The organism is Streptomyces sp. P9-2 (assembly GCF_051903975.1).
Lineage (GTDB): Bacteria > Actinomycetota > Actinomycetes > Streptomycetales > Streptomycetaceae > Streptomyces > Streptomyces cellulosae.
The window spans coordinates 4,786,400-4,802,051 of sequence record NZ_CP192633.1; the positions used below are offsets into that span (position 1 = coordinate 4,786,400).

Genomic DNA, 15,652 nt, shown 5'->3' on the forward strand with positions numbered 1-15,652 from the left:
ACACTAACGCTCCTGGTTGTAGGTGCTGTCAGGACCGAAGCCCTGGCCGTTCGTTTCACTGCCTGCGGTACGGCCTCGTTGGACACCGCGCCGCAGGTTGCTCAGCCTGCCCCGGACGTCCTCCGGGGCTCGGGAGACCTGTGGGCCCCCCTGGGGGGTCGTTTCGGCGGCTCCCTCGACCAGGTTGGCCTTCGGGACCCTCCGCGGCAGGCCGGAGGAGGTCACTCCGCCCGCCTTGGGCTTCCGGAGAGCCGAGGCCTGCTGCCAGCGCTCGTCGTTCGCCGAGCGCCAGCCGCTGTCGCCGTTGCTCTCCGGAGTGCTGGCCGGCTGCTCCTGGCTGCCGCGTCCCGAGCCGCCCGTGCCACCCGCGCCGTTCGCGGAGGACCCGCGGCGCGGAAGCCCGGCATCGGTCAGCGCGTGAGCCTCCGAAGGAGCCGGTCCCGGACGGTCGAAGCCTACGCTGTCCGGCTCCCGCGCGTCAGCGGCCTGCGAGGATTCCCCCTCCGGGGCCTGTGCAGGGTACTGGTCCTGGTAGTCGTTGCGGTAGCCGTCGTGCTGCGGCCAGTCGTCCTCCTGGCGCCGCTCGCCGAAGCCCGGGAACGAGCCCGTGGCACCCGCGGGGGCCTGGCCGTTGCGGCCGGAACCGGCGTAGGAGCCGTTCTGGTAGCCGCCGTTCTGCTGGAAGGCGTCGTTCTGCGGCAGGTTGCCGTTCGGCGCGTAGTAGCCCTCGCCGTACGACTGCTGCTGCTGGTCGTCGTAGCCGCCCTGCCGGCCGTCGTCGTACGCCTGCTGGTCGTACCCGCCGCCCTGCTGCTGGTCCTGGTAGCCGTTGTCGTAGCCCTGGGCGTCGTAGCCCTGGCCGTTGCCGTAGCCGCCCTGGCCGTCGTCGTAGCCCTGCTGCTGACCGGCGAACTCGTCGCGGTAGCCGCCCTGCTCGCCGCCGTCCTGGGCGTTCCCGGCGGTCAACTCGCCCTGCTCCGGCTGCGACTGGGCCTCCAGGGCCGCACGCCGCTCCTCGCGCAACAGGGACCGGCCGACCGGGTCCAGCTCACGGATGTCGTCGGGGACGTCCGAGTAGCGGCTGTCGTCGAAGCCCAGCTCCGCGGCGGTGCGCATCGGCTGGCCGAAGCTCTCACCCTGGAAGTTCTGCTCCGGGATGATCTGCGAGACCGTGAACTCGTCCTGGACCGGGGCCGCCTCGCCGCCACCGCCGTGGGTGATGGCGTCCGGCAGCATGACCAGCGAGGTGGTGCCGGCCTGCTCGCCCGAGGGGCGGAGCTGGACGCGGATGCCGTGCCGGTCGGACAGCCGGCCGACCACGAACAGACCCATGCGCTGCGAGATCGCGGCGTCCACGGTCGGCGGGTTGGCCAGCTTGTGGTTGATGTCCGCGAAGTCCTCGGCGGTGAGGCCGATGCCCTTGTCGTGGATCTCGATCATGATGCGGCCGTCGGGCAGACGGGTCGCGGTGACGCGCACCTTCGTCTGCGGCGAGGAGAACGTGGTGGCGTTCTCCAGCAGCTCGGCGAGCAGGTGCACGAGGTCGGTGACCGCGCGGCCGTGGATCTCGGCGTCCGGCACCCCGGACAGCTCGATGCGCTCGTACTGCTCCACCTCGGAGGAGGCGGCGCGCAGCACGTCGACCAGCGGGACCGGCTGGTCCCAGCGGCGGCCCGGCTCCTCGCCGGCGAGGACCAGGAGGTTCTCGCCGTTGCGGCGCATACGGGTCGCGAGGTGGTCCAGCTTGAAGAGGTTCTCCAGCTGGTCCGGGTCGGCCTCGTTGTTCTCCAGGTCGGTGATCAGGGTCAGCTGGCCCTCGATCAGCGACTGGTTGCGGCGCGACAGGTTGGTGAAGATCGCGTTGATGTTGCCCCGCAGCAGGGCCTGCTCGGCGGCGAGCCGGACGGCCTCGCGGTGGACCTGGTCGAAGGCTCGGGCGACCTCGCCGATCTCATCCGTGGAGTTGATCGGGATGGGCGCGACCTTGGTGTCCACCCGGCCCGGGTCGGTCCGGGAGAGCTGGTCGACCAGCATCGGCAGACGCTGCTCGGCGATGCCGAAGGCGGCGTTGCGCAGCTGGCGCATCGACTGGCTCATCTGGCGGGCCACCATGCCGGCCAGGATGAACGCGGCGAGCAGCGCGAGGACGACCGCGGCGCCGGTGATGAAGGCGTCCCGCTGGGCGTCGGAGGCGATCTGAGAGGCCTCGTTCACGGCGGTGTCGGCGAGGTCGGACTCGATCTCGCGGTAGCCGTCGAACTTGAGGGTGTTCATCGCCCACCAGTTCTCGGGCGTGATGCCCTTGGCGGCGAGGTCCTTGCGGGCGGACTCGTCCGTGGTGGACAGGCGGCCCAGCTCGGAGATCATCGTCTCCGGCTTGGCCGGCGGCGGGACGTAGTCCGGGTCGTTCTGCGCGGCGGCCTTCGCCATGGCGGCGCCCTCGGCCTGGATGCGCGCGGCGACCTCTTCCAGCTTGGTGTTGTCCGCCTCGGTGCCGCCGCCCTTGTACTCGTCGAGGGCGATGCCCTCGAGGTAGGCGTACGACAGGAAGGCCACGCGCTGGCTGGCGAGCTGGCTGTCGGTCGGGCCCGGCTTCACCAGCAGGTGCATGCCGATGGAGCGCTGGAGTGACAGGGCGGCCTTGGTCAGCGAGATCGCGTAGACCGTACGGCCGTAGCTTGTGACGTTGCCGGTGCCGAGACCGAGCTCGTTGGCGATCTCCATCAGGGGGTGGGCGACGGCGACGTAGCCCTCCTCCGTCTCCACGCCCTTGAGCTTGGAGGTGTACGCGGCGGCGCGCAGCGCGGAGAGCTTCGGCTCGGCCTCGCGGACGAGCTGGAGGCGGCGCTGCAGACCCGGCTTGTCCGGCGCGTCCTGCGCGGCCTCGTCGAAGGCGTCGGCGGCCTTGTCGGTCGCCTCACGCGCCTTGGAGACGTCAGGGTCGTCCTCGCCCTTGCCGCTCAGCAGCGGCACGGCGCTGACGTCACGCTCGTTGTAGAGAGCGTTGGCGTACGTGAGGGAGGCCCGCACCAGGCGGGCGGTGTTCTCGGCGTCCTGCGCCTCGGTCCACGTGTCGATCGAGCTCTTCACCTGGAAGCCGCCCATGACGAGGCCGACCAGCACGGGTATGAGCAGGATCGCGTTGAGCCTCGTGGCCACGCGCCAGTTCCGCGGGGACATACGTCCTCCGCTCTGTGCGGGCGCGGCCTTCGGCTCGGGACCGGGCACGGGGGCGGGCGCCGCTGTGCGCGGCGGCGGCGTGAAGTTGCCCCGGGCCGACGGCTCGGGACTGTTCTTGCTTCGCCTCACTCGACCAACAACCTCTCGGCGGTCGGCACCTTCGTCGTGCCGCAGTGTCTCAGAGCCCGGCATGCCATCGACTACTGAGTACGTCTTTGACCCATGGGCAGTTCAGGCATTCCAGCATGCCGACCAGCGCTCTTCCAAACATGGAAAGCGGGGGGTCCCGAGTGATGTAAGCCCCAGATAAAACGGTCATAAAGAGCGAGGAGCGCCAAATGGCGAGGTCTTCGTGCGCACAGCGATACCGCGCGACCGCGTCGCGTGTCGGCCTCACCCGATTCCTCTGCCGAAACGTTATGAACACCGGGGCCGGCCGTGTCAAAGGACACAGCCGGCGCCGGTACATCTACGACAACCGCAGTATGCCGCTTTCGAGTTGCCTCTACCGGAGTCGCGCCATGAGGGCGTGCTCGACCAGAGTGATCAGCGCACTCTTGGCGTCCGCGCGGTGGCGGGCGTCCGTGGTGATGATGGGGGCGTCGGGCCCGATCTGCAGGGCCTCGCGCACTTCCTCCGGGGAGTACGGCTGCTGTCCGTCGAAGCCGTTGAGGGCGATGACGAAGGGCAGTCCGCTGTTCTCGAAGTAGTCGACGGCGGGGAAGCAGTCGGCGAGACGGCGGGTGTCGACCAGGACGACGGCGCCGATGGCGCCGCGGACCAGGTCGTCCCACATGAACCAGAAGCGGTCCTGCCCGGGGGTGCCGAACAGGTACAGGATCAGGTCCTGGTCCAGCGTGATGCGGCCGAAGTCCATGGCCACCGTGGTGGTGGTCTTGTCCCCGGTGTGGGTGAGGTCGTCGATGCCCGCCGAGGCGGACGTCATGACGGCCTCCGTGCGCAGCGGGTTGATCTCCGAGACGGCGCCGACGAACGTGGTCTTGCCCACGCCGAAGCCACCCGCCACCACGATCTTCGCCGAGGTGGTCGCACTTCTCTCGGAGACCGTCCCGCCGCTAGAGCTTGCGAAGTCCACTGAGCACCCTTTCGAGCAGTGTCACGTCCGGGGCGCCTGTCGCCTCGTCGCCGCCCGGCTGGTGCACGGCGACGAGTCCCGCCTCCGCCAGGTCCGCCACCAGGATCCGGGCGACCCCCAGCGGCATGTTGAGCAGTGCCGAGACCTCGGCTACCGACTTCACCTCTCGGCACAGGTGGCAGATGCGCTGGTGCTCGGGAAGGAGCCCCATGAGCACTGCCGGGTCGGCCGTCGTACTGATCAGTGCCTCGATGGCCAGCTGATAACGCGGCCTGGTCCGGCCGCCGGTCATCGCGTACGGACGCACCAGCGGCTGGTCGCCCTCGTCCTCGTACGGCTCCGCGTACGGATCATGAGAGGCGGTGGGCGGGGTCATGAATCCTCCGGGCGGGACAGCAAGTGGTCAGTCAAGCTGTTTTCTGGGGCCGGTGGGGGGAATTGTGGCGGCCGGACGGTGATTTGGTGAGACGGGTGGTGCCGGGGCCGTTCAGTGGAGCAGACTTCCCTGTAGTTCGGCGCGCAGGTCCGGGGTGAGGACCGCCCCCGCGCGGTCGACCAGGAGCGCCATCTCGTAGCCGACGAGGCCGATGTCGCACTCGGGGTGCGCGAGCACCGCGAGGGACGAGCCGTCGGAGACGGACATGAGGAAGAGGAACCCCCGCTCCATTTCCACGACCGTCTGAGCGACGCTGCCGCCTTCGAAGATCCGAGAGGCGCCGGCCGTCAGGGAGGTCAGCCCCGAGGCGACGGCCGCGAGCTGGTCCGCGCGGTCACGCGGAAAGCCCTCGGAGAGCGCCAGGAGGAGACCGTCGGCGGACACGACGACGGTGTGGGACACCCCAGGGGTGTTGTCCACGAAGTTGGTGATCAACCAGTTGAGGTTCTGTGCCGCCTGGCTCATCGGGCTCAACTAACGCTCCTGCTGGTGAGTGGGCCGCGGGAAGCTGCCGGTCTGTGCGGACCCGGCCTGACGACCCTGTGCGATACCCCGACGGAGATTGGTCAGCCGGCCGCGCACGTCATCGGGGGCGCGCGAGACCTGAGGACCGCTCTGGTGGTTCTGCTGCTGAGCCGTGCCCGGGACGAGGTTCGCCTTGGGCACCCGGCGCGGCAGGCCGGAGGTGGTGACGCCGCCCGCGGCCGGCTTGCGGACGCGTTCGGCCTGCTTGACGAGCTCGTCGTTGGGCGAGCTGCGCCAGGCGGCATTGGACCGCTGCGAACCCGTGGGGCTCTGCGGCTGAGGGGACTGCTGCTGGGGCTGCTGCGGGGCGGCCGGCGCGGAGCCGTTGCCCTGCTCCTGCCCACCGCCCTGGCCGCCGCGGAACCAGTTGGTCTCCAGCGTGTCGTACAGCGGGGTGCGGCCGTCGCCCGGGCCGGTGGCCGGGGGCAGCGCCCACTGGTCGGACGGCTGGCGCTGCGGCTGCTGCGGGGCCTGCGGACGCGGCGGGACGGGAGCCCCGCCGTTCACCTGCGGACGCTCGAACTGGCCCGTGCCCGACGGGTCGGAGCCCGGACGGGCGGGCAGCGCGTACTGGCCGGTCGAGCCGTTGTTCTGGCCCTGGGCCGGGTACTGGCCCGTGCCGTTTCCGTTGCCGTAGCCCTGCGGGGCGGGGAACTGGCCCGTGGAGGCCGGGTTCTGCGCGCCGTGGCGGCCGCCCTGCGGGGCGCCGAAGATGTCACCGCGGACGAACTGGCCCGAGTTCTGAGCCCCGTTGGCGCCGGGGCGGCCGTACTGGCCGGTGTCCTGGCCGGGAGCGTGCTGCTGCTCGTCGAACCGGGGGATCTCCGCTGTCGCCCCGGGGCCCTGACGGTCGTCGAAGCGCGGCATCGCGGCCGTGCGGGAGACGTCCGGCTCGTCGTGGCCGCGCGGGGCGTCCACCGAGGGGCGGGGCGCCGGCGGGCGGGCGGTCTCGTCGCCCCAGCTCGGCGTGCGCTGCTGGTCGCCGCCCGGCAGCTCCGGACGGTCGTTGCCACGCGGCGGGAGCTGGGGACGGCGGCCGCGCTCGGGGGCGTTGCCCCGCTGCGGCGGCACCTGGCCCTGGTTCCCGGGCGCGGCCTGCGGGGCGCCCGGGCCCTGCTGCGCGAAGCCGGCGCCGGCGCCCGCCGGAGCGGGACGGCCCTGCGGGGGAGCGGAGGGAGCGCCCTGGTCGAAGAGCGAAGAGGTCTGATTGCCCGCCGGGGGACCGCCCTGCGGACCCCGGCCGCCGGGACGGCCCGAGCCGTCCCGCCCGGGCAGCGCGGCCCGCGGGCCCTGACCGGCCCCGAGACGCCCGCCGGTGGCGCCGGCGCCGAGCGAACCGCCGCCGGACGGGCCGGCCCCGGCGGAACGCCGCGCGGCGGCGGCGCCCGCGGCGGCCTGCGCGGCGGCGGGACCGCTCGCGCCACCCGGCTGACCGGGCTTGCCCTGCGGCTTCTTGCCGCCCTGGGCGACGTCGACGGGCAGCATGACCAGCGCGGTCGTACCGCCGGAGTCGGACGGGCGGAGCTGGATGCGGATGCCGTGGCGCTGCGACAGACGGCCGACCACGAACAGACCCATGCGGCGGGAGACGGAGACGTCCACGGTGGGTGGCGAGGCGAGCCGCTCGTTGATCGCCGCGAGGTCCTCGGGGGACAGACCGATACCGGTGTCGTGGATCTCGATCAGCACACGGCCGTCGGGCAGCGCGTGACCGGTGACCTTGACCTTGGTCTGGGGGGAGGAGAACGAGGTCGCGTTCTCGAGCAGCTCGGCGAGGAGGTGCACGAGGTCGTTGACGACGCGGCCGGCCACCTCGGTGGACGGCACGGCGGCCAGTTCGATGCGCTCGTACTGCTCCACCTCGGACGCGGCGGCGCGGAGCACGTCGACGAGCGGGACCGGACGGGTCCACCGGCGGCCGGGCTCCTCACCCGCGAGGACGAGGAGGTTCTCACCGTTACGGCGCATGCGGGTCGCGAGGTGGTCCAGCTTGAACAGCGAGGACAGCTGGTCCGGGTCGGCCTCGCGGGACTCGAGCTCGGAGATCAGCGACAGCTGGCGCTGGATCAGACCCTGGGAGCGGCGCGAGAGGTTGGTGAACATCGCGTTGACGTTGCCCCGCAGGAGGGCCTGCTCGGCGGCGAGGCGGACCGCCTCGCGGTGCACGTCGTCGAACGCCGCGGCCACACGGCCGATCTCGTCCCGGGAGTGCACACCGACCGACTCGACGGTGGTGTCGACGTCCTGCGGGTCCGACTCGGAGAGCTGCTTGACCAGGTCGGGCAGGCGTTCCTGGGCGACCTTGGTCGCGGTCTCCTCCAGGCGGCGCAGCGACCGGATCATGGACCGGGCCACGACGAAGGCGCCGACCAGCGACACACCGAGCACGAGGAGGATCAGCGCACCGGAGATGATCGCGTCGCGCTCGGTGGCGTTCCGCAGCTCCCGGGCCTTCTGTTCCATCTCCTCGAGCAGTCTGAGCTCGATGTTCTTCATCTGCTGGATCTTGGTGGAGCTGTCGTCCAGCCAGTCACGGTAGGAACGCGCGCCCACCGACTGCAGACCGAACTCCGAGGCCACCGCGCGGCCCGCGTACTCGTCGGTCGCCTTGATCGTGGGGTTGCCCTCTTCGATGGGCAGCAGCAGCTCGGCGGCGGACTCCTCGCCGTAGATGCTCCGGAAGGCGCGCAGCTCGGACTTCTGGCTCTCCAGCGCGGACTGCGCGTAGAGCCGGTCGTTCTCGGCGATGTCGCCCTTGGTGGTGTTGCTCGCGGGGAGCGCCGCGGCGAGCACGGCGCGCTGGACCGACGCGTACTCCTTGGCGGAGGAGAACGACGACAGGGCACGCGTGCGCTGGATCATGTCGGGGTTGCTGGTCGCCTCCGCCATGTCCTGCGAGAGGTCGATCAGGTTCTCGATCAGGCGGTGGTAGCCCTCGACGGTCTGCGTGGAGTTGTTCTCCTGCTGGAACGCCGTGTTGCGGATCTTGGCGAGCTCGCTCAGGTCGCCGGCCAGTTGGACGAGGTTGTCGCGGACGCCCTTGAGGTTGCCGTCCTTGCTCGCCGCGTCGATCTCCTCGGAGCTGTCGAGGAAGTTCGACATCGCGCGGTCGGTCTTCTCGCGGTAGCCCTTGACCGAGAAGTCCGTGCCCTTGCCGCCGTGGGCGAGCGGACCGGCCGACTGGTCGCGCTCCTCCTGGAGCGCGTGCGCCAGCTCGGTGGCCTGCTTGGTCATGTCCGTCAGCAGCTTCATGTTGTCGAGCTGCTGGATGTCGTCCATCGACTGCTGGATACGCAGCGCGCCGAGCGAGGTGGCCGCGACCACCGGCAGCGCGAGCAGCGACACCAGACGGGTCGAGATCCGCCAGTTGCGCAGGGCTATTCGCGAACCCGGGCCGGTCGGGCCGGCGGGGGCGGCCGACGGGGTGGCCGGGGGTGCGGACGGCGCGCCGGGGCGTTCGCCGCCGTTGCCACCGGGCTGGGTCGGGCCCTGGCTCTGGGCGTGCTGGGGCGAGGAGCTGACGGCCTTGGGGCCAGTCCCGCCCTGCGGCTCCGGCTCCGCCGAAGCGCTGCCATCCCTCTTGAAACGTCCCTGCACTAGCGTCGCAACCTCTGAACCAGGCGCCCCTCCGCGTGAACGGCGAGGCACGGTGTCGGCGTCATAGGGGCGCCCTGAATACGCCCCCGTGGTGGTCGTGATTGTCCGGCGCCGGTTCCCCCATCTTCACCGCCACTCGGCGCGTGGTCGCGCCCCCTGTGCGCCGGCTCGATCCCTGCGGCGGTCCGTGAGATTCCAGCACAGTGCAGGATCTCCAACAAGGCCCGCGTGCTTACCCGTGACATACGTGACACCGTGTGTCCGCCGGGTCACCAGCCGTAGAGCGGGATCTCGCCCATTCCGGGCATACCGGCCTTGACCGGCGGGGGCGGGACGGTGTCCCAGTCGGCATGATCAGGAGCGGAATGGTCGCTTCAGGGAGTCAATGTCCGATTCCGGTAACCGTGGCGCGCGCCCCGGATGCCCGGAATGTCACACGTATCGTGAGCAAACTCACACCGAGATCACCGTACCCGGCCCCGGGAGGCCGGGAATTGAATGTTTAGCCTGACGCTTTACAGGGATGGCAGAACTGACAACCCGCGCCCGTCCGAGGTTCTTCCCGGACCTCCGGGCGCCCGTGCACAGGACAGGGTCAAGTAAACAGTGAAGACGACGACGATGTTCCACAAGATCGCCAACCCGCGGCGCACCACGCTCGCGCACCTCGACGGTGCCGGCGATCTGCAGAAGCCGGTCCAGCAGGAGCACCCCGTCGAACTCCCGGCCCAGACAGCCAACCCCAAGCGCACCGTCCTCATGGACATCCCGGTCACGGCCGGCGCCGCGAACTGACAGCGGTCCATACGCGCGGCCGCCGCGAAACGCTCAACGCGCGCCGCGCGCCCACAAGGGGCGCCCCACCCGCCGAGGTGGGGCGCCCCTCGTCGGTGCGCCGGGCCGGCACCCCTGCGCGTTAGCCTGGAGCGTCAGACTCCAGCCGCTTCAGTCAAGGGGACCAGCATCCCGTGCGCATCGCCAGATTCTCCATCGACGGGAACGTCGCCTTCGGCGCGGTCGAGGGCGAGAAGCAGGACGAGCTCGTCCTGGACATCATCAAGGGCATCCCGTTCGCGGACTTCGAACTCTCCGGCACCAAGGTCCCGGTGAGCAAGGTCAGGCTGCTGCCCCCGGTGCTCCCCAACAAGGTGGTGGCCTTCGGGCGCAACTACGCGGACCACGCGAAGGAGATGGGCAACGAGGTGCCCGACGCCCCCTTCGCCTTCTTCAAGCCCGCCACCTCGGTCGTCGGCCCCGGCGACGAGATCCAGTACCCCTCCTTCTCGCAGGACGTGCACCACGAGGCCGAGCTCGCCGTGGTCATCGGCCGGCTCTGCCGCGAGGTCCCGCGCGAACGCGTCAAGGACGTGATCTTCGGCTACACCTGCGCCAACGACGTCACCGCGCGCGACGTCCAGAAGCGCGAGAAGCAGTGGGCCCGGGCCAAGGGCTTCGACACCTCCTGCCCGCTCGGCCCCTGGGTGGAGACCGACCTCGACCCGCACGACCTGACGATCCAGCTCACCGTCAACGGCGGCCAGCGCCAGCTCGGCCGCACCAGCGAGATGATCCACTCGATCGAGGACCTGATCGTCAACATCTCCGAGGCCATGACGCTGCTCCCGGGCGACGTCATCCTCACGGGCACCCCGGCTGGGGTCGGCCCCCTCCACGTCGGCGACGAGGTCGCCGTCACCATCGAAGGCATCGGCACTCTCACCAACAAGGTTGTCAAGCGTGGCTAGCGCATCCGGCTCCTCCGTACGCGTCCGTTTCTGCCCGTCGCCCACCGGTAACCCCCACGTGGGCCTGGTCCGCACCGCCCTGTTCAACTGGGCGTTCGCCAAGCACCACGGCGGCACCCTGGTCTTCCGCATCGAGGACACCGACGCGGCCCGCGACTCCGAGGAGTCCTACAACCAGCTGCTGGACTCCATGCGCTGGCTGGGCTTCGACTGGGACGAGGGCCCCGAGGTCGGCGGCCCGCACGCGCCGTACCGCCAGTCGCAGCGCATGGACATCTACCGCGACGTGGCACGGAAGCTGCTCGACGGCGGGTACGCCTACCACTGCTACTGCTCCCAGGAGGAGCTGGACAGCCGCCGCGAGGCCGCCCGCGCCGCCGGCAAGCCGTCCGGCTACGACGGACACTGCCGCGAGCTCACCGCCGCGCAGGTCGAGCAGTACCAGGCGCAGGGCCGCGAGCCGATCGTCCGCTTCCGGATGCCCGACGAGGCGATCACCTTCACCGACCTGGTCCGCGGCGAGATCACCTACCAGCCGGAGAACGTGCCGGACTACGGCATCGTGCGCGCCAACGGCGCCCCGCTGTACACGCTGGTCAACCCGGTCGACGACGCCCTGATGGAGATCACCCACGTCCTGCGCGGCGAGGACCTGCTCTCCTCCACCCCGCGCCAGATCGCGCTGTACAAGGCGCTGATCGAGCTGGGCGTCGCCAAGGAGATCCCCGCCTTCGGCCACCTGCCGTACGTGATGGGCGAGGGCAACAAGAAGCTCTCCAAGCGCGACCCGCAGTCCTCGCTCAACCTCTACCGCGAGCGCGGCTTCCTGCCCGAGGGCCTGCTCAACTACCTCTCGCTGCTCGGCTGGTCGCTCTCCGCGGACCAGGACGTCTTCACGATCGACGAGATGGTCGCCGCCTTCGACGTCTCCGACGTCAACCCCAACCCGGCGCGCTTCGACCTCAAGAAGTGCGAGGCGATCAACGCCGACCACATCCGCATGCTGGACGTGAAGGACTTCGCCGAGCGCTGCCGCCCCTGGCTCCAGGCCCCCCACGCCCCCTGGGCCCCGGAGGCCTTCGACGAGGCCAAGTGGCAGGCCATCGCGCCGCACGCGCAGACCCGGGTGAAGGTGCTGTCGGAGATCACCGACAACGTCGACTTCCTGTTCCTGCCGGAGCCGGTCTTCGACGAGGCGTCCTGGAACAAGGCGATGAAGGAGGGCTCCGACGCCCTGCTGCGCACCGCCCGGGAGAACCTGGAGGCCGCCGACTGGACCTCCGCAGAGTCGCTGAAGGAGGCCGTCCTGGCCGCCGGCGAGGCCCATGGCCTCAAGCTCGGCAAGGCCCAGGCGCCGGTCCGCGTCGCCGTCACCGGCCGCACCGTCGGCCTGCCGCTCTTCGAGTCCCTCGAGGTGCTGGGCAAGGAGAAGTCCCTGGCCCGCATCGACGCGGCCCTGGCGCGGCTCGCCGGCTGACCTCGCACCCGCTGTTCAGGGGCGGCCCCGGAGATCTCCGGGGCCGCCCCTTCGCGTTCCCCCGTGTCCTCCGGCCCGTCCCGGTACCGTCGGTGGCATGGACATCCGCGCCGTGGTCTGGGACGTCGACGACACGCTGTTCGACTACACCTCCGCCGACCGTGAGGGCATGCGCGCCCATCTCGTCACCGAGGGGCTGCTCGCGGGGTACGGCTCCGTCGAGGAGGCGCTGGCGCGCTGGCGGGAGATCACCGACCGGCAGTGGGCGCGGTTCGCCGCCGGCGAGGTCGACTTCGAGACCCAGCGCCGCGACCGCACCCGGGTGTTCCTCGGGCGTGAGCTGACCGACGCCGAGGCGGACGACTGGTTCGACCGCTACCTGGTCCACTACGAGTCCGCCTGGAGCCTGTTCCCGGACGTGCTGCCCGTGCTGGACGCCCTCGCCGGCAGCCACCGGCACGCCGTGCTCTCCAACTCCAGCCTGCATGTGCAGGACCGCAAGCTGCGGGTGCTGGGCGTGCACGACCGCTTCGAGGCGATCCTGTGCGCCGCCGAGCTGGGCGTCTCCAAGCCGGAGCCCGGCGCCTTCCTGGCCGCCTGCGACGCTCTCGCGCTGCCCCCGGAACAGGTGGCCTACGTCGGGGACCATCCGGAGATCGACGGCCGGGGCGCCGCCGAGGCCGGGCTGCTCTCGGTGTGGATCGACCGCTGCGACGCCCACGCCACCCTGGAGCCCCCGGCCGGTCCGCGCCGCATCGCGTCCCTCGCCGAACTGCCGTCCCTGCTGCGCGGCGATACTCGTTTTGGAGCGTCGTCGTCCTTCAGGTAATGTTCTTCCTGCGCCGCGGGGAGCGGGCCGGAAGGCCGGAGCCCCGAAGCGTAGAACTTGAACGAGATCCCCTCCGGGGCTTGCGTTCCAGTGGCCTATGGTGTAATTGGCAGCACGACTGATTCTGGTTCAGTTAGTCTTGGTTCGAGTCCAGGTAGGCCAGCTCGCAGAGCTCATCTGCACCCGCGGATCACATCCGCAAGCCCCCGTTGTGTAGCGGCCTAGCACGCTGCCCTCTCAAGGCAGTAGCGCCGGTTCGAATCCGGTCGGGGGTACAGATCCTTCCCGCGAGGACAGCCAGGGTAGCTCCCCCTGTCCCCGATGCAGGATCGCTAGGGCCCCCGTTGTGTAGCGGCCTAGCACGCCGCCCTCTCAAGGCGGTAGCGCCGGTTCGAATCCGGTCGGGGGTACTGACTGGTCTAAACCATCATTGGTCTATGGTGTAATTGGCAGCACGACTGATTCTGGTTCAGTTAGTCTTGGTTCGAGTCCAGGTAGACCAGCAGGATCTGCGGAAACGCGTGATCCACGCCCCCGTTGTGTAGCGGCCTAGCACGCCGCCCTCTCAAGGCGGTAGCGCCGGTTCGAATCCGGTCGGGGGTACACCGGCGAAAGCCCTCCACCTCGGTGGGGGGCTTTCGTGCTGTCCGTCACTCGATGCCGTACCGGCGGGCCGACTCCTCCTCCTGCGCCAGCCGGTGCAGCGCACGCAGCACCGGCTCGAACAGCACCGCGGACGCCACGGCCACCTCCACCTGCTCCTTCAGCGAGTCGTACGTCTCCATGAAGTCGAGCTGCCGGGACGCCACCTGGTGCATCAGCCGCGCGTACGGCGCCATCAGCTCCGCGTCCCACGGGTAACCGAGCCGCCGCAGTGTGGCGACCGCCACCACCAGCGAGCGGTGCACGGGGGAGAGGGTGGCCAGCTCCCGCGAGGTCTCCCAGCCCAGCGTCTCCAGTAGCCGGTCCACCTCCGCGCGGGCCGCCACCACGTCCGGGTCCCCCTCGTCCGGCTCCGGGTCCTGTGGCAGCGCCCACAGCGCCGCGCCCAGGCGGATCGTGCGGCCCAGGGAGTCGTCGTCGATGTGGCTCAGCACCTCACGGGCCCTGGCCACCGGGATGCCGCCGACCTGGATCAGCGCGCGCACCAGCCGCAGCCGGCGCAAGTGCTCCTCGTCGTAGTCGGCCGTCGTCGCGTTGACGCGGCGGCCGGGCGGCAGCAGCCCTTCGCGCAGGTAGTACTTGATCGTCGCGGTGGACACACCGCTGCGTTCGCTCAGTTCAGCCAGCCGCACCTCTTGCGCCTTTCATGGGATAGCGAGACTATCCAAGAGTTCCTCCGGGAACCCGTCCAGGCCACCCTATGGATCCGGGAGTGAGACATGCGGCGCAGGTTCGGGGTCGCCGAGCGCACCACCGCGGCGGCGGAGGGCGACGTCGTCGTCCTGCTGATCGGGATGCGTATCAACCACTTCTGGGCGGTGCACCACTGGCTGCCCGTACTGGCCTCCATGCCGCGCATGCTGCGCGAGCTCGGCAGGCGCCCCGGGAGCGGACTGCTCAGCCACGTCCTGCTCATGGCCTCCCCGCGGACCTACTACGTCGTCCAGTACTGGGAGTCCAAGGAGAAGCTCTACGCCTACGCGCACGCCCCGGGCACGGTCCATCACCGCGCGTGGACGTTCGTCAACGGCAAGGAGCGCGCCGGCAGGGTGCGGGGCCATGTCGGGCTCTGGCACGAGGCGTACGTGGTGCCGCAGGGCAACTACGAGGCGATCTACGCCGACATGCCGGCGTTCGGACTCGCCGCCGCGCACGGGCAGATACGGCTGGAGAAGCGCGGCCGGCGCGCCAAGGACCGGTTCGCGTACCGGCCGGAGGGGTCCGCGCGGCCCGAAGGGGCGGAAAAGACTGCGCCGTCGGCGGTGGCCGACGGCGCGTGAGGCGGGGGAGGGGTCCGCCGCGGCGTTGAGGCGGACCCGTTCCCGCGGACGGGTTCGGTGGACGAGGAGGGCGCTCAGGAGCGCCGGAGAGCCTCGGAGAGGCGGGCGGCGGCGTCGATGACGGCCTGGGCGTGCATCCGGCCCGGGTGACGCGTCAGACGCTCGATGGGGCCGGAGACCGACACGGCCGCCACCACGCGGTTCGACGGGCCGCGCACCGGCGCCGAGACGGACGCCACGCCCGGCTCGCGCTCACCGATCGACTGGGCCCAGCCGCGGCGCCGTACGCCGGAGAGGGCCGTCGCCGTGAAACGGGCGCCCTGCAGGCCGCGGTGCAGCCGCTCGGGCTCCTCCCACGCCATGAGGATCTGCGCCGACGAACCGGCCTTCATGGTGAGCGTGGAGCCCACCGGTACCGTGTCCCGCAGTCCGGACAGGCGCTCCGCCGCGGCGACGCAGATGCGCATGTCGCCCTGGCGGCGGTAGAGCTGGGCGCTCTCGCCCGTCACGTCGCGCAGGTGGGTCAGCACCGGGCCCGCCGTGGCGAGCAGCCGGTCCTCGCCCGCGGCCGCGGCCAGTTCGGCCAGGCGCGGACCCAGGATGAACCGCCCCTGCATGTCTCGCGCCACCATGCGGTGGTGCTCCAGCGCCACCGCGAGACGGTGGGCCGTGGGTCGTGCCAGTCCGGTGGCACCGACCAACCCCGCGAGGGTGGCCGGGCCGGACTCCAGGGCGCTCAGGACGAGTGCTGCCTTGTCCAGAACGCCGACGCCGCTACTGTTGTCCATGCAACGATACTTGCGTCTCACTCTGTGAAACGCAAG

At 70.8% G+C, this 15,652-nt stretch carries 12 protein-coding genes and 5 tRNA genes; 10 read left to right on the top strand and 7 right to left on the bottom strand.

Going from position 1 to position 15,652, the window contains the following annotated elements; all coding sequences use genetic code 11:
* Nucleotides 1-3 precede the first annotated feature (3 nt).
* The 5 genes from ACQY0Z_RS22000 to ACQY0Z_RS22020 form a co-directional block, all read right to left on the bottom strand.
* Nucleotides 4-3,309, bottom strand: coding sequence for a sensor histidine kinase (locus ACQY0Z_RS22000; RefSeq protein WP_439812702.1), 3,306 nt, complete (start codon nt 3,307-3,309; stop codon nt 4-6).
* A 376-nt stretch (nt 3,310-3,685) separates the two neighbouring features.
* Entirely contained in the window at nt 3,686-4,276 is a 591-nt protein-coding gene (locus ACQY0Z_RS22005) for a GTP-binding protein (RefSeq protein ID WP_026243584.1), read from the bottom strand.
* Complete coding sequence (locus ACQY0Z_RS22010; protein ID WP_189903355.1) at nt 4,257-4,652, bottom strand: DUF742 domain-containing protein; 396 nt, start codon at nt 4,650-4,652, stop codon at nt 4,257-4,259. The genes ACQY0Z_RS22005 and ACQY0Z_RS22010 overlap by 20 nt, the downstream gene beginning before the upstream one ends.
* Nucleotides 4,653-4,763: 111 nt before the next feature.
* Nucleotides 4,764-5,177 (bottom strand): roadblock/LC7 domain-containing protein, encoded by a 414-nt coding sequence (locus ACQY0Z_RS22015; RefSeq protein ID WP_030216565.1) that lies wholly within the window; start codon nt 5,175-5,177, stop codon nt 4,764-4,766.
* Nucleotides 5,178-5,186: 9 nt separating this feature from the next.
* Entirely contained in the window at nt 5,187-8,834 is a 3,648-nt protein-coding gene (locus ACQY0Z_RS22020; protein WP_381728655.1) for a sensor histidine kinase, read from the bottom strand.
* 606 nt (nt 8,835-9,440) lie between these two features.
* Between ACQY0Z_RS22020 and ACQY0Z_RS22025 the strand changes: the two genes are divergently transcribed.
* The 9 genes from ACQY0Z_RS22025 (at nt 9,441) to ACQY0Z_RS22065 (ending at nt 13,488) form a co-directional block, all read left to right on the top strand.
* The gene (locus tag ACQY0Z_RS22025) at nt 9,441-9,629 is read left to right on the top strand and encodes a hypothetical protein (protein WP_254586446.1); all 189 of its coding nucleotides are present in this window, start codon (nt 9,441-9,443) and stop codon (nt 9,627-9,629) included.
* Between the two features lie 173 nt (nt 9,630-9,802).
* The gene (locus tag ACQY0Z_RS22030) at nt 9,803-10,579 is read left to right on the top strand and encodes a fumarylacetoacetate hydrolase family protein (RefSeq protein WP_189903359.1); all 777 of its coding nucleotides are present in this window, start codon (nt 9,803-9,805) and stop codon (nt 10,577-10,579) included.
* The gene (gltX, locus tag ACQY0Z_RS22035; protein WP_189903361.1) at nt 10,572-12,056 is read left to right on the top strand and encodes a glutamate--tRNA ligase; all 1,485 of its coding nucleotides are present in this window, start codon (nt 10,572-10,574) and stop codon (nt 12,054-12,056) included. Before ACQY0Z_RS22030 ends, gltX begins: the two co-directional genes overlap by 8 nt.
* Before the next feature lie 97 nt (nt 12,057-12,153).
* Nucleotides 12,154-12,885, top strand: coding sequence for an HAD family hydrolase (locus ACQY0Z_RS22040; RefSeq protein WP_254586435.1), 732 nt, complete (start codon nt 12,154-12,156; stop codon nt 12,883-12,885).
* 91 nt (nt 12,886-12,976) lie between these two features.
* Nucleotides 12,977-13,048, top strand: a tRNA-Gln gene (locus ACQY0Z_RS22045).
* A 39-nt stretch (nt 13,049-13,087) separates the two neighbouring features.
* Nucleotides 13,088-13,160: transfer RNA gene (locus ACQY0Z_RS22050), tRNA-Glu, on the top strand.
* Between the two features lie 62 nt (nt 13,161-13,222).
* Nucleotides 13,223-13,295 (top strand) — tRNA-Glu (locus ACQY0Z_RS22055).
* A 21-nt stretch (nt 13,296-13,316) separates the two neighbouring features.
* Nucleotides 13,317-13,388: transfer RNA gene (locus ACQY0Z_RS22060), tRNA-Gln, on the top strand.
* 27 nt (nt 13,389-13,415) lie between these two features.
* Nucleotides 13,416-13,488 (top strand) — tRNA-Glu (locus tag ACQY0Z_RS22065).
* Nucleotides 13,489-13,535: 47 nt separating this feature from the next.
* Here ACQY0Z_RS22065 and ACQY0Z_RS22070 read toward each other — a convergent pair.
* The gene (locus tag ACQY0Z_RS22070; protein WP_254586436.1) at nt 13,536-14,180 is read right to left on the bottom strand and encodes a MerR family transcriptional regulator; all 645 of its coding nucleotides are present in this window, start codon (nt 14,178-14,180) and stop codon (nt 13,536-13,538) included.
* Nucleotides 14,181-14,267: 87 nt separating this feature from the next.
* Here ACQY0Z_RS22070 and ACQY0Z_RS22075 point away from each other — a divergent pair, with 87 nt between their 5' ends.
* Complete coding sequence (locus ACQY0Z_RS22075) at nt 14,268-14,828, top strand: DUF4188 domain-containing protein (protein ID WP_439812703.1); 561 nt, start codon at nt 14,268-14,270, stop codon at nt 14,826-14,828.
* 74 nt (nt 14,829-14,902) lie between these two features.
* Here ACQY0Z_RS22075 and ndgR read toward each other — a convergent pair whose 3' ends face one another.
* Complete coding sequence (gene ndgR / locus ACQY0Z_RS22080; RefSeq protein ID WP_006130487.1) at nt 14,903-15,616, bottom strand: IclR family transcriptional regulator NdgR; 714 nt, start codon at nt 15,614-15,616, stop codon at nt 14,903-14,905.
* Nucleotides 15,617-15,652: the final 36 nt, after the last annotated feature.

Excerpts from the sequence above, each read along its gene's own strand:
- ACQY0Z_RS22075 (WP_439812703.1), top strand. The coding sequence starts at position 14,268 with ATGCGGCGCAGGTTCGGGGTCGCCGAGCGCACCACCGCGGCGGCGGAG.
- ACQY0Z_RS22015 (WP_030216565.1), bottom strand. The coding sequence starts at position 5,177 with ATGAGCCAGGCGGCACAGAACCTCAACTGGTTGATCACCAACTTCGTG.
- ACQY0Z_RS22010 (WP_189903355.1), bottom strand. The coding sequence starts at position 4,652 with ATGACCCCGCCCACCGCCTCTCATGATCCGTACGCGGAGCCGTACGAG.
- ndgR (WP_006130487.1), bottom strand. The coding sequence starts at position 15,616 with ATGGACAACAGTAGCGGCGTCGGCGTTCTGGACAAGGCAGCACTCGTC.
- ACQY0Z_RS22040 (WP_254586435.1), top strand. The coding sequence starts at position 12,154 with ATGGACATCCGCGCCGTGGTCTGGGACGTCGACGACACGCTGTTCGAC.